At 64.8% G+C, this 13,482-nt stretch carries 13 protein-coding genes and 1 tRNA gene; 5 read left to right on the forward strand and 9 right to left on the reverse strand.

Annotated elements, in window-relative coordinates:
- Positions 1–175: 175 nt before the first annotated feature.
- Positions 176–2,242: a neutral/alkaline non-lysosomal ceramidase N-terminal domain-containing protein gene (locus tag FS507_RS04795; RefSeq protein WP_145941669.1), complete on the forward strand. Its 2,067-nt coding sequence runs from the start codon at positions 176–178 to the stop codon at positions 2,240–2,242.
- 31 nt (positions 2,243–2,273) lie between these two features.
- Here the strand turns inward: FS507_RS04795 and bcp are convergent, their stop codons facing one another.
- Positions 2,274–2,756, reverse strand: a complete 483-nt coding sequence (bcp, locus tag FS507_RS04800; RefSeq protein WP_145941670.1) for a thioredoxin-dependent thiol peroxidase — start codon at positions 2,754–2,756, stop codon at positions 2,274–2,276.
- A 160-nt stretch (positions 2,757–2,916) separates the two neighbouring features.
- On the opposite strand from bcp, the gene FS507_RS04805 reads away from it, so the two are divergent.
- The 3 genes from FS507_RS04805 (at position 2,917) to FS507_RS04815 (ending at position 4,790) form a co-directional block, all read left to right on the forward strand.
- A complete protein-coding gene (locus FS507_RS04805) occupies positions 2,917–3,198 on the forward strand; it encodes a DUF3618 domain-containing protein (protein WP_145941671.1) in 282 nt (93 codons plus the stop codon).
- Positions 3,199–3,266: 68 nt separating this feature from the next.
- Positions 3,267–4,343, forward strand: coding sequence for an AbrB family transcriptional regulator (locus FS507_RS04810; RefSeq protein ID WP_260853186.1), 1,077 nt, complete (start codon positions 3,267–3,269; stop codon positions 4,341–4,343).
- 30 nt (positions 4,344–4,373) lie between these two features.
- Positions 4,374–4,790 carry a phage holin family protein gene (locus FS507_RS04815; RefSeq protein WP_145941673.1) on the forward strand — a complete coding sequence of 139 codons (417 nt, stop codon included), beginning with the start codon at positions 4,374–4,376 and terminating at the stop codon, positions 4,788–4,790.
- Positions 4,791–4,814: 24 nt separating this feature from the next.
- Here FS507_RS04815 and FS507_RS04820 read toward each other — a convergent pair whose 3' ends face one another.
- Together FS507_RS04820 and FS507_RS04825 are read right to left on the reverse strand one after the other, a co-directional pair.
- The gene (locus FS507_RS04820) at positions 4,815–6,050 is read right to left on the reverse strand and encodes an MFS transporter (protein ID WP_145941674.1); all 1,236 of its coding nucleotides are present in this window, start codon (positions 6,048–6,050) and stop codon (positions 4,815–4,817) included.
- Positions 6,051–6,197: 147 nt separating this feature from the next.
- Positions 6,198–6,270: transfer RNA gene (locus FS507_RS04825), tRNA-Lys, on the reverse strand.
- Positions 6,271–6,596: 326 nt separating this feature from the next.
- Here FS507_RS04825 and FS507_RS04830 point away from each other — a divergent pair.
- On the forward strand, positions 6,597–7,790 hold the full coding sequence (locus tag FS507_RS04830; protein WP_145941675.1) for a L,D-transpeptidase: 1,194 nt from the start codon (positions 6,597–6,599) through the stop codon (positions 7,788–7,790).
- Between the two features lie 16 nt (positions 7,791–7,806).
- Here the strand turns inward: FS507_RS04830 and FS507_RS04835 are convergent, their stop codons facing one another.
- The 6 genes from FS507_RS04835 to FS507_RS04860 form a co-directional block, all read right to left on the reverse strand.
- On the reverse strand, positions 7,807–8,355 hold the full coding sequence (locus tag FS507_RS04835; protein ID WP_145941676.1) for a flavin reductase family protein: 549 nt from the start codon (positions 8,353–8,355) through the stop codon (positions 7,807–7,809).
- Between the two features lie 17 nt (positions 8,356–8,372).
- Entirely contained in the window at positions 8,373–9,116 is a 744-nt protein-coding gene (locus FS507_RS04840; protein ID WP_145941677.1) for an ABC transporter permease, read from the reverse strand.
- A 26-nt stretch (positions 9,117–9,142) separates the two neighbouring features.
- Entirely contained in the window at positions 9,143–9,898 is a 756-nt protein-coding gene (locus FS507_RS04845; RefSeq protein ID WP_145941678.1) for an iron ABC transporter ATP-binding protein, read from the reverse strand.
- On the reverse strand, positions 9,895–11,001 hold the full coding sequence (locus FS507_RS04850; protein ID WP_145941679.1) for an iron chelate uptake ABC transporter family permease subunit: 1,107 nt from the start codon (positions 10,999–11,001) through the stop codon (positions 9,895–9,897). Before FS507_RS04850 ends, FS507_RS04845 begins: the two co-directional genes overlap by 4 nt.
- Entirely contained in the window at positions 10,991–12,007 is a 1,017-nt protein-coding gene (locus FS507_RS04855; protein WP_145941680.1) for an ABC transporter permease, read from the reverse strand. Before FS507_RS04855 ends, FS507_RS04850 begins: the two co-directional genes overlap by 11 nt.
- A 156-nt stretch (positions 12,008–12,163) precedes the next feature.
- The gene (locus FS507_RS04860; RefSeq protein WP_145941681.1) at positions 12,164–13,189 is read right to left on the reverse strand and encodes a siderophore ABC transporter substrate-binding protein; all 1,026 of its coding nucleotides are present in this window, start codon (positions 13,187–13,189) and stop codon (positions 12,164–12,166) included.
- Between the last annotated feature and the right edge of the window lie 293 nt (positions 13,190–13,482).

Raw genomic sequence — 13,482 nt, forward strand, 5'->3', positions numbered from 1 at the left:
TGTCCTGGTGACGAATCTATAGGAGGTAGTACAGGTGCTGCAGGCGAAGTGCCTGGACCTGCATGTTTTCCGGTAATGGCGTTCACTCCGTTGTTTTCCGTGTCGGTTCCTTTCCGTTTTCCAGACAAGACTGTTTCCCCGGGGTAGCGTCATTGCAGACTCAGAGGGGAGCATCATGGCCGAATTCTCACGCAGGACCTTCTTCGCCGGGCTCGCGGCGCTCGGCGGTACGGTCCTGTGGTCGTCCGTACACGGGACAGGGCTGCCGCGCGCAGACGCAGGAACAGCGCAGCCGGGGCCGGCATCGACGCCCGCCGTGTCGGTGGGCAGGGGCATCGCCGATGCCACCGGGGAACCGCTGGGGGCGGGGATGGACGGCTACGCGGTGCAGGAACAGACCTCGGTCGGTATCCGGCAACGGCTCTACTCCCGCGCCTTCATCTTCGACGACGGCGCCCACCGTTTCTGCCACGTCACCGTAGATACACCGCTGATGTTCCAGTCGGTGTTCCTGGAGGTTCTCCGCCGTCTGCGGGAGGCCTACGGCGACACCTACCGCAGCGACAATGTGGTGGTCAATGCCACCCACACCCATGTCGGCCCAGGTGGCAGGTCCGGCCATGCGATGGTCGACCTGGTGTCCCTGGGGTTCCGTCCGGTGACGTTCGAGGCTCAGGTGGCCGGGATCGTACGATCGGTCCGGCGCGCCCACGACGACATCGCCCCGGCCGAGCTCACTCTCGTCAGCGGCGAGATCGACGGTGTCGGCCAGAACCGTTCGCGGCAGGCGTTCGACCGTAACCCGGCGGCAGACAGGGCCGAGAACCCGGACGGGGTGGACCGCACGTCTGTCACCCTGCACGTCGCGCGCGACGGGGCTCCGGTCGGGTTGATCAACTGGTACTCGGTGCACGCCACCAGCTTCAGCCACAAGATCCGCCACATCTCGGGCGACAACAAGGGCTTCGCCGCCTACTCCTACGAATCTGCTGCAGGGGTCGACCACCGTGACCTCGGCGCAGCACCCTTCGTCGCAGCTTTCGCGCAGGGGACGCCGGGCGACGTGACACCCAACCACGGCCTGGTGCCGGAGTCGGGTCCCGGTGGGCCCGGTGTCGACGGGCAGAAGAAGTCGGTGGAGATCCTCGGCCAACGTCAGGCGGACGGGGCCCGGGCGTCCGACAGGGGGGTCAACCCCCTCGCCGCGTGGTCGGGTCTGGAGGGGCGCACCTGCTGGATCGACATGGACGCCGTGGAGGTGGACGGGCGGTGGACGCCGGACGGTGCGCCGGGACGGACCGGACCGGCCGTTCTCGGCGCCGCCTTCGCCGCCTCGAGCCAGGAGGACGGTGGCGGGCTGGATGTCGGCCTCGGCATCAATGAAGGTGAACGTGGTGGATCACCGTGGGTGCGTCAGCTCAACGACCTCGCGCCGGTTCCAGAGGACGTCCGCAGGATTCACGCGCCGAAGGACATGCTCCTGCCGATGGGCTACATCGACGGCATGATCCAGCAACGACATCTCTTCGGGGTCTGGCGTATCGGCGGGCTGGTCCTGGTGTACCTCGGATTCGAACCCACGGTGACCTCGGGGCTCAGGATCCGTCGCACCGTGGCCGAGGCGATGGACGTCCCGGCGGACAATGTCGTCGTTCAGGGGTACTCCTGCGGATACGGCCACTACATCACCACGCCGGAGGAGTACGCGCAGCAGGACTACGAGGGCGGTGCGACGGCATTCGGACGTCTCGAACTGCCCGCGGTGCAGCAGGTCACGGACCGGCTCGCACGGGCGCTTGCTTCCGGGGAGGACATTGACCACGGCGCGCCGGCCGGTGACCTCACCGGGGTGATTCCCGAGAGCCCGGCTGCAGTGTCGGCCCTGGACACTGCTCCGGTGGGACGACGGTTCGGTGACGTGCTGTCCGGCGGGGGAGAGGTGAGTGCCGGGGAGACGGTTGCCGTGCGGTTCGTCGGAGCGAACCCGAACAACGACCTGCGTCTGGAGAACAGTTATCTGCTGGTGGAGCGGGCTGGGGGCGGTACCGTGGTCGCCCATGACTCGTCCTGGTCGACACTGCTGACCTTCGACCGCGCTTTCACCGAGACGACGGCCACCGTGGAATGGGACACCACCGGGGCAGACCCCGGTGACTACCGGATCGTCCTGCACGGCGACTGGAAGGACATCGGAGGTGTGGTGCGGCCGTTCACCGGGACAGCGCAGGTGCGGGTCATCTGATCCGGTAGGGCGCGAGGGGGTGGCGCAGGATCTACAGGACGTCCTTGGCGATCCTCGCCACGTGCCCGGTGGCCTTGACGTTGTACTTCGCCAGACCGATGGTTCCGTCGGTGTTGATCAGGAACGTCGAACGGATGACACCCTGCACTACCTTGCCGTAGTTCTTCTTCTCCCCGAAGGCACCGTAGGCGGTGAGTGCCTTCTTCTCCGGATCGGAGAGCAGAGGGAAGGTCAGGTCGTGGTTCTCGCGGAACTTCTCCAGCTTCTCCACGGAGTCCGGGGAGATGCCGAGAACGTCCACGCCGGCGTCGTTGAGTTCGGTGAGAGAGTCCCGGAAATCACAGGCCTCGGTGGTGCACCCCGGCGTATCCGCCTTGGGGTAGAAGTACACGATGACGCGCCGACCGCTGTAGTCGGACAGGCTGACCTGACGGCCCCGGTCGTCGGTGAGGGTGAAGTTCGGTGCCACGTCCCCGATCTCGAGGATGGTGCGGTTGTTGTCGGAAGTACTCATGTACTCCGAGTGTACGGTGATCCGTCGTTCTGTCGAGGTCCTGTCCAGGTTCTGCCGAGCACCGTTCGGAGGGTTCTTCTGCACTGCAGGTACCGGAGAACGTACAATTCAGGAACAATCCCGAAACCGTCACTCACGACCAGCAATGCAGGAGACTTCAGTGGCCCGCACCATCGACTCTATCCAGAGCGACATCGAACGCACCCGTGAACAGCTCGCGAAGACTCTGGACGAGCTCAGCGTCCGCGCGGCGCCGAAGAACCTGGCGGACGAGGCGAAGACCCAGGTCTCCAACGTTCTCGCCCAGCCGAAGGTCCAGATGATCATCGGCGGTGTCGTCGCGGGCGTGGGCCTTGTCGTCGCGCTGACGGTGGCGGGCAAGCGCAACGAGAAGAAGCAGATCAAGGAAATCCAGCGCCTGCTGGCAGACGCCAGGTCCTGATCAACATCTCCGCCCCGCGCGATCCCGGACAGCCCCGGCGGATCTCCGGCACACGACGTGCCGCCGAGATCGCCGGGGTTTGCGCATGCGCGGTGGCACTCGGTGCGGTGTGCACTGAGCTCGGCGTCCCGGCGTCCTGGATCTTCGCCTTCCTGGTCTCGTTCGGCGCCTACGCGATCCTCTCCGACCGGCAGACCACCCCGCCCACGCGACTGATGCAACCGGCCCAGGTGGTCATCGCGATGGTGTGCGTCGCCCCGCTGGTCGAACTCGACGGGGCCACGGTCGCAGGTTATGTGACGCCGACTGTGCTGGCCCTGGTGGTCACCTTGGCGGTCTGCGCGGCGGCCGCGTTCCTCCTCCACCGGTCAGGGGCAGCCAGCGCGGTCAGTGCCCTGCTGGCGACGTTGGCCGGGGGAGCGAGCGGGATGACCGTGCTCGCCGCCGAACTGAAGGAGGATGTGCGCTTCGTCGTCCTCACGCAGTACCTGCGCCTGTCACTGGTGGTGTTGACGTTGCCGGCATTCGTGCACCTCTTCGCCGGTGGGGGAGACGCCGGTGCCGGGGCTGACGCCGGGGACACCGGCGCCACTGACTCAGCAGCATGGTGGTCGCCGGAACCCCGACCGGTCCTCGGTGCCCTCGTCGTCTGGGGGCTGGTCTGGCTGCTCGTGCGGCTCACGCGCCGGGTGGTGAAGCTGCCGGTGCCGTATCTTCTGCTGTCGATGCTGCTGACGTGGGGGGCAGGGGTGGCCGGCGTGCCGGACGGGTGGCTGCGCCCGGAAGGACTCCTGCTGGTGTTCGCCTATGCGGTGATCGGCGTGCAGGCCGGCGGGACGCTCACGAAGTCGGCGTTGCGGCAGTTCAGTCACAGTCTGCCCCTGATCCTCGCTGCGGTGGCGTCGATGATCGTCGGGGCGATTGTCGCTGCGCTGCTGATCGCCAGCTTCAGTGGCGTCCCACTGCTGGACGCCTATCTGGCCACCGTGCCCGGCGGGATCTACGCTGTGCTGGCCTTCGCCCATGAAGCCGGGTCGGAGCCGATCGTGACCGTGGTCCAGGTGATGCGCACCCTGGCGATGTTGGTCATCGGTGCGTACCTGCCCACGATCATCGGCTGGTGGGGGAGACGTCGGCACGCCTGAATGCCGTACCGGCGATGGTAGTTTCGGGGCATGGGCCTCATCTGGAACTTCCTCGTCCGCGCTGTCGGTACCGCTGTGGGGTTGTGGGTCGTGACCTACTTCATCAGTGGCGTCACGGTCACAGCGCCCGCAGAACCCCTCGTCGGCAACGGTGAGAACGACCGGTTGTGGGTGTTCCTCGGTTGTGCCGCGGTGATCCTGCTGCTCAACATGACGGTCCGTCCGGTTCTCCGGCTCCTGGGCCTTCCGCTGACCATCCTCACGCTGGGTCTGTTCGCCCTGGTGATCAATGCGGGGGTCTTCCTGTTGGCAGGGGTGCTCGCACAGGCGGTGGGACTCGGCCTCGATATCGCGACTTTCGGCGCAGCATTCTGGGGTGCGATCATCATGGCACTGGTCAGCTGGATTCTCGGGCCCGTCACCGGGCTGCTCTCTGCCCGGCGATGACGCTGGGCCGGGTCACCGGGAGGCTCAGGTGCGGTCGGTGTCGCCGGGGGTGTCGAGCCCCGTCCCGGCCGGCTCCTGGAGTGTCCGGGAGTCGGGGACGGACGCCCAGCCGACGGCGGCCAGCGCGAGCAGGATCCCGCTGACTCCGAAAGCCCACCCGAACCCGGCGACATCGACGAGGACACCGGCCGCCAATGGGCCCAGAACGCCGCCGAAATCCTGGAGCATCGAGTAGCCGGCGACAGTGGAACCGCCGCGACGGGTTCCGACGATGTCCGCGAGCACCGCCTGCTGGCCCGGGTTAACCAGGGCAGAGCCGGCGCCGGCGACGACCATGGCCAGGCACGCCAGGACGATGGTCGGTGACAGGGGGAATGCCGCGTAGCCGACGGCGGTGACCACCATGCCCAGTACCAGCATCGGTTTACGTCCGACCGTGTCGTTCCACCGTCCCGACGGAAGAATGAAGATCGCGTTGCCGGCGGCGTAGGACGCGAGCGCCCAGGCGGCCACGGCTGCGTCGCCGTTGAATGCTGCGGCGACGAACAGTGGCACGATCGACACCCGGACCCCGAAGGACGTCCACCCGAACACGAAGACCGACCCCAGCAGGACACGGTAGTGCGGGATGCCCAGCGACGTCGCCAGGGAGAGCGGCTCGCGGGGGCTCTCGTCGGCCTGCGCGCCCGCAAGGGAGGAGCGGCGGAGTGCGAACCAGACGACGGCGGCCGCGACGACGAGCATGATGAAGTAGAAGATGAACGGTGCCCGGAGACCGAATCCGGCGACGAGCGCGCCGAACACCGGGCCCATCAGGTTTCCGAGCAGGAAACCTGCGGCGTTGACACTTGAGACCCGGCCGCGGGCGTCCACCGGGCTCACCTTGATAAGCAACGCGGTGGCCGCCACGGTGAACATGATCGAACCGACCCCGCCCAGGCCGCGGAGAATCAGCAGCTGAGTGTAGTTCCCTGCCAGGGCGCATGCTCCGGTGGACGCCGCGACGATGAGGATGCCGAGCGTGTAGGTACGCCGTTCACCGAGTTTGACGAGGATCCGTCCTGCCAGGGGAGCTCCGACCAGTCGCATCAGCGCGAAAGCACTGACGATCCCCGAGGCTGCGGCGTTCGAGACACCGAAGGCGTGTGCGTACTGGGGGATGGCGGGGGCGACGACTCCGTACCCGAGGGCGACGGCGAAAGCGCCTGCGACCAGTGCCCACACCTCGACCGGGAGTGGTGTGTGGCGTCTGCGTGGCATCAGGACATCATATCTCCGCGGGCCGACGGGCCGGCGCGGGGCCTCTCACACCGCACTCTCCGCGGTCGTCCCTGATGTAGGAGCTACAATGACGAAAACCCCGGACGGTCAGTGGCCGAAGCCAGTGCCCATCCGGGGGTGATGTTGTGCGTCATCAGGGACTCGAACCCCGAACCCGCTGATTAAGAGTCAGCTGCTCTGCCAATTGAGCTAATGACGCATGTTGTTCTCTGGATCGGATGTCCCGTCCTCGGCAACGAGAGAAACTATAGCCCCGCGCCGTAACCGTGGCAAATCCCCAGGTCGCGTATCCGGCAGTCTCCGGGAAGCGCTGGGGTAACGATTCGGACACAATATGCCGGACGTGGCCGTTTCCGTTACTTTTGCGGCGCAGCCCCGACGTATGATGGTCGCCGAGACGGGGCCCGTCCCTCACCTTGCCGGGCGCAGTGGGACTGCTGCGTCACCACCGTCGACATGATTTCACCACAATATTTCATCGCCCCGGGTGGTCCGCATCCGGGGCGGAAAGAGACTGTAGACACCATGCACTTCCGATTCGGCCGCAGCGGCCGGGTTCTGCGTTCCATCGTGGCGGCGACCGCCGCCACCGCACTGCTGACGACCGCGGCCTGCACCATCGACGACGACGGTGACACGGACACCGAACAGGTGGTTCAGGACGAGGGATCCTCCGACGACGAAGACGCCGTCGAGTTGACCGCCAACGTCGATGACGACGATACCGACGTCAAGGTGGACGAACCGATCACCGTCCAGGACGACGAGGGCATCGACTCCGTCACCCTCACAGACGGCTACGGCACCGAGGTCGAGGGGTCGTTCAACGACGGCAAGACTGAATGGACCACCGACGGCAAGCTGGAGTACTCCAGCACCTACACCCTCGAGGCGAAGGCAGGCGACGAGACGTTGTCGACGTCGTTCACCACATTCAGCCCCGGCCTGTTGACCAATGCGTCTCTGGCACCACTCGACGGCTCAACCGTCGGCGTCGGCCAGTCCGTCGCACTGCGCTTCGACGAGGCCCCCGCCGACCGTAAGGCCGTCGAGGACGCCATCAAGGTGACCACCGAGCCCAAGGTCGAGGGTGCGTTCTACTGGATCACCTCCAATGAGGTGCGGTGGCGTCCGGAGGAGTACTGGAAGCCCGGCACGGAAGTCACCGTGGATGCCGACCTGGTGGGCAAGGACCTCGGCGGCATGTACGGCGAGGTGGACCGTTCCGCTTCGTTCACCATCGGTGACGATGTCCGTGCCGTCGCGGACGATGCGACGAAGACGGTGACCGTCACCCGCAACGGCGAGGTCGTCAAGACCATGCCGACGTCGATGGGTATGCCTGGTCACGAGACACCCGAGGGTGTCTACCAGATCGGTGACCAGTTCGAGGCGTTGACCATGGACTCGCAGACGTACGGACTCGCGCTCGATGCCGGCGGTTATGTGACGGACGTGCAGTATGCGACGCAGATGTCCTACTCGGGTATCTACTTCCACGCGGCTCCGTGGTCGCTGTGGGCGCAGGGCAACACGAACACGTCGCACGGGTGCCTGAACCTCTCCGTGGAGGACGCCCAGTGGGTCTACGAGAACCTCAAGCGCGGTGACATCGCTGAGGTCCAGGGAACCGGCGGCGGTCAGCTCGAGGGCTACGACGGTCTCGGCGACTGGAACATCCCCTGGTCGACCTGGTCGGCGGGCAACGCCGACGAGTAACTGACCCTGGCGCCGGTCACAACGGGGGTTGGCCGGTGGGGAACCGGTAGAACTGGTGGCTCCGGAACATCAGGGGGGACGGTGCGGCGACGTCAGCGCAGGCCGGGGCCTCACTTTGTCCGTCTGCGCCCCGGGCGACGTCCGTGACCTCCGCCGCGATGAGAGTGGCCTCCCCCACCTGGAGAGTGTCGACGGTGTGTGCCCGCATGACCGCCAGCGCGTCCGGCAGCAGTGGTTCACCGCGGGACGCCCTGGCCCACTGCTGGTCCGGGGTGAACCTGCGGCCTTCATACCGCGAGAACTCATAGGCGATCCCAGCCTGGTCTTCACTGAGGAAGTGGATCAGGTACGACTCCGCAGCCAGGATCGCTCCCGCGCTCCCTCCCGGTTTCGACAGGGAGAATGAGACCGCCAGCGGGTCGACTGACAGTGAGGCGAGACTGGAGACCGTGAGCCCGACGTCCTGGTCGGAGACGTGGGCGGTGATCAACGCGACCCCGGTGGGATGGCGGCGGAACGCCGTCCGGAAACGTGCGGCAACGGTCTCAGGCTCAGGTGAGGACATGGCAACCAACCTACCGCTCAACCGGCGGCCCGGTGGAGGGTGGGGGCGAGGCTCACCGCAATGACGGCGGCGGTGACGGCGCCCGCCGCCATGATTCCGGCGAGCACGACGATCTGGAAGCGTCCGGCGTCCAATGGACTGACCCCGCCGAAGATTGCGCCGACGAAAGCTCCGGGCAAGGTGACCAGCCCGGTGGTTTTTGTCTGGTCCGTGGAGGGGATCAGCGCCTCGCGGATGGAGAATCGTGCGATCTCGCGCGTGGCCTCTCGTGGAGTCGCCCCCAGCGCCAGCCAGCCTTCAACTTCGCTCCACCGCTCTTCTGTCGCCTGGGCGAGTCTCCGGCCGGCCAGTGTGGCGGTGGACATGGCGCCTCCGATGATGATGCCACCGATTGCCAATGCGTAGCGCGACGAGAACTCGATTGCGCCGGTCAGGAAGACCACGCCGAGCACTGTCGTGACCCCGGCAGCCATGGCTCCGGTGACGACGAGGAAACGGGGTAGTGTCCAGCCGGTCCGGTGGGTACTTGTCACCGCAGCGACGGTGAACATGACGAGGAGCGCAAGGGTGACCCAACGAGGATCGGTGATTACCCCGGTGAGCACCACACTGATCAGTGCGAGCTGGACGGCGCCACGGCAGACCGCTGCTGCGGCGCTCCACTGGTGTCCCACACCAGCGACGGACAGCACCGTCACGGCGATTGCCACGAGAACGGCGACGCCGATCAGGCTGTGCCAGATCTCGGGGGTGAGGGTCATGGTGCCGGTTATCGGACTCAGAAGTATCAGAAGTAGTTGGCCAACGGGCCGTACTCGGTCTCCAGGACCTGGACGTCGGTACCGAAGATACCGGTCAGCACGTCATCCTGGATAACCTCCTGCGGGGTACCGAACACGTTGACCTCGCCGTTGGTCATGGCACAGATGTGGTCGGCGTAGCGGGCCGCGAAGTTGATGTCGTGCAGCACGATGATCACGGTGCGCCCGAGTTCGTCGCAGGCGCGCCGCAGCTGCTTCATCATCTGGACGGAGTGCTTCATGTCCAGGTTGTTCAACGGCTCGTCCAGCAGGACGTACTCGGTGTTCTGCGCCAGGACCATTGCCACGTAGGCACGCTGTCGCTGACCGCCGGAGAGCTGGTCGAGGTAGCGGTTCTCGAGTTCGCCGAGATTGAGGAAGTCGATGGCCTCCGAGATGTACTTCTCGTCCTCGACGTTGAGCCGTCCGTGGGAGTACGGGTAACGCCCGAACCCGACGAGCTGCCGGACGGTGAGGCGGGTGACGAAGTGGTTCTCCTGCCGCAGGATCGACAGATGCTTCGCGACCTCGCCGGAGCCTGTCGATGCCACATCCATGCCACCGACTCTGATGGTCCCGGTGTCAGGTTTCTGCAGGCGTCCGATCATGGTCAGCAGGGTGGACTTCCCGGCACCGTTGGGACCGACGAGTGCGGTGACTCCGCCAGCAGGGATGTCGAGGGAGATGGGTCCGATAGTGGTTTCGGCGCTGTAAGTTTTGGAGACGTTGGCGATGGAGATCACAAGCGGCCCTTTCGCATGATGAAGAAGAGGAACAGCGCCCCGCCGACAAGTTCGATCACGATGGTGACCATGCCCTCAGCGTAGAAGATGTTGCGCATGATGAAATAGGAACCGGACATGACGATATACCCCACCAGTACGGCTACCGGCAGGATCAGCCGGTGGTCGTATGTGTCGGTGAGCTGGTAGGCCAGGGTGGCGACCAGGAAGCCGAGGAAAGTCATCGGCCCGACCAGGGACGTGGTCATGGCCATCAGAACAGCCACCAGGAACAACAGGATCATCAACTCACGTTTGTGGTTGACACCGAGGTTGTTGGCGGCGTCCTTTCCCAGAGCGACCACGTTCATCCGCCGTGAGCGGAGGAAGAGGAACGTGCAGGCCACGATCACGATGGGGATGACCAGGGGGAAGTTGTCGGTGTCAGCGTTTCCGAGGTTCCCGAAGTTGCGGGCTGTCAGGACATCGAATTCGTTGGGGTCGAGCAGACGCTGCATGAAAGTGGACAGGGAGCCCAGGCCTCCGCCGATGACCACACCGACCAGCAGCATGATCTGGATATTGCCGAATCGCCCGGACAGTAGCCAGCTGTACAGGAAGACAGCGAAGACGATCATCAAGGAGGACTGGAAGATGAACTGGGTCGTCCCGGTGAAGGCGTTCAGACCGCCTACCCCCAGGAAGAAAATCACCGCGGTCTGCGTCACCACATACAGTGACTCGAACCCCATGATGGATGGCGTGATGATGCGATTGTTCGTCGCTGTGTGGAAGGAGACGGTGGCGAACGCCTGGCAGAACGCGACGATGAGCATGGCGACCAGGGATTCGACGCGCATGCCGGCGATCTTCCAGTAGCCGCTGGTCCCGAAATCCATCGGGTTGCCGTAACTCAGATGACCCATTGTGAATCCTGCCGCAGCGATGCCGAGCACGGTCACCAGAATGATGTAGCGGGTCCGTTCCTTCCTGGTTGCGAACGGGCCGGAGTGCCTTCGTGAGCGTCGGACATCGGAGGTGTCGGCATTCCCGGTGCTGTTGTGGGAGAGATCGTGTTCGGGATCCTTGAGCTCTGCGTAGCGGTCAGAGGAATTATCGGGCATGGCGGCGGCTCCTCAGCAACAGGAAGACGAAGACGACAGCGCCTATCACACCGAGAACCACTGACACAGGGACTTCGAAAGGCATGATGATGGTGCGGGCGATGATGTCACAGATGATCAGGATGCATATGCCGAGCATGCATACCCACGGGAGGTTCGACCGCAGATTGTCGCCCCGGAACAGCGATACGATGTTCGGCACGATCAGCCCGAGGAAGGGGAGGGAACCGATGACGACGGTGACGACACCCGAGACCACGGCCACCATCATGATGCCGACCATCAGGACGGTGCGGTAGTTCAGCCCGACATTGGTCGCGATGTCCTTGCCCAGCCCGGCGACGGTGAAGCGGTCGGCGATGATGAACACCAGGATGGTGACCGCCAGGACGATGAACAGGAGTTCGTACCTGCCCCGGACGACTCCGGTGAAGCTGCCGGCGAACCAGATTCCCAGCTGCTGCAACATGTCCGTACGCAGCGCCACGAATGTGGACAGGGAACCGACGACCGCCCCGAGCATGATCCCCACCAGTGGCACGATCAGTGACGACTTCAGGGTCACCCGCTGCAGGAACATGAAGAACACGATCGTTCCGACCAGGGCGAAGATGATTGCTCCGACCATACGGGTCATCATGCTGGCGCCGGGGATCATCACCATGGTCAGGATAAGGCCGAGTCCGGCCCACTCCGTGGTGCCGGTGGTCGTGGGTTCAACGAACTTGTTCTGTGTCAGCAACTGCATCACCAGACCACACATCGCCATTGCTGCACCGGCGAGTGCGAGTGCGATGGTGCGGGGGATACGGGTGATGCCGAACATGTTCCACCCGTCCTCGCCACCGGTGATGTCGTAGACACCGATGAACAGGGAGGCGATCACCAGGGCAATGGTGAACGCTATACCGAGGAGGATCGGCCAGGTAGTACGCCACCGGGACGTTGTCCGTGGCGGGTCATGGGAGGGTGGTGCCTGGTCGGCGGAGTGTGGTGCGACGGTCATACGGGTCCTTCGCTGCGGGTGTCGCTTCTTCGGGCGGTGACACGGTGACGCCCGGGAGAGCACGGCGTTCTGTCTTGCCGTTCCGTTCCCGGGCGCTCGCCCGGCTCGGACTGACCGGGTGCGAGTGTGTGCCGGCATGGCACCGGCGATGGTGGACTACTCTGCGTCGTGAGCCTCGAAGGCGTCGGCGATGTTGTTCAGGACCTCAGTGTAAGCCTCAATGTCCTCGGTGGTGTAGAAGTCCGACGGGAAGTAGACGATGTTGTCGTTCTCGACGGCAGGGACGTTCGTGAGGGCCGGGGAGTCCGCGATGATTTCGGCGGCGGGCTGCGCGTCCTCTTCGGAGTTCACACCGGCGTCGCGGTCCATGACCAGGATCCAGTCGGGGTTGGACGCGGCGATCTGCTCAATGCTGATGTCATCGCCCTGGTGGTTGCCGGAGCCCTCCTGGTCAAGCGCCGGGGTCAGGTCGAGCATCTCGAAGACCGGGCCGACAGAACGGCCGGTGACCGGGGCAGCGTAGTTGATGTTGCCGCCGGAGACGACGACTCCCATCACGGTCTCGTCGGCGTTGTAGGCTGCGGCGGCGCGTTCCTTGGCGTCGTCGAAGTCGGACTCGAGGGAGCTCGCTTCATCCTCCTTCCCGAAGATCTCACCGATCAGTGAGGTGATGTCTTTCAACCGATCCTCGAGGGGAAGCTCGTTCTCTGCATCCTCGTCCTCGAAGTTCTCACCGAAGCTCAGGTCGACGACCGGAACATCCGGGAGAAGTTCCTTCATTTCGTCGTAGTAGCTGGCGTAGCGGTAGCCGGTGACGATCAGATCCGGCTCCGAGGCGACGAGCTCCTCGAGGTTCGGCTCGTTGTGGTTGCCGGTGTTCCTGATCTCTGTGTCGTCGTGGTACTTCGTGATGGTATCCGGGATCAGGTCGACCGGTGCGGACACCAGATCGATGTCCCAGTCCTCGAGGACCTGGAAGATTCGGTTGTCGAAGGCGGCGACGCGCTCGGGTTCGGCGGGGATCTCGACCTCGCCACGGGCGTCGGTCACAGTACGGGTGTCGCCGCTGCCGTTGTCCGAGTCATCATCGGACGAGCAGGCGGCGAGAGCTCCCATGGAGAGTACGGCGGTCATGGACACGGCCAGCGCGCGGCTGGACGTACGACGGAGGGTGAAGCGCATTCGGCAGGTTCCTTTTCTTGGCGGCCGTCCCGCCGGAATCAACGTCAGGAGTCTTCCGGTGGCACGGTCTCGGACGGGCTGAGCAAAACTCGTTCAGCGGCAGCGTAACCGAGGTGAACCGCATGTAGCAAAGTGCACCCTAAGCAGAAGATAGGTTCGGTTGGCTTACCCGGGCGGGTGTCGACGCTCTCCGTGGCTCTCAGGAACTGTTTATGCCGAGGTCACAGTACGGACTTGTCTCGGCGCGAGTACTGTCGGGGGTCGGTCGGTATCGGGGGTGAAACAAGGGGGGT

This window comes from Corynebacterium glyciniphilum AJ 3170 (assembly GCF_007673095.1).
GTDB lineage: Bacteria > Actinomycetota > Actinomycetes > Mycobacteriales > Mycobacteriaceae > Corynebacterium.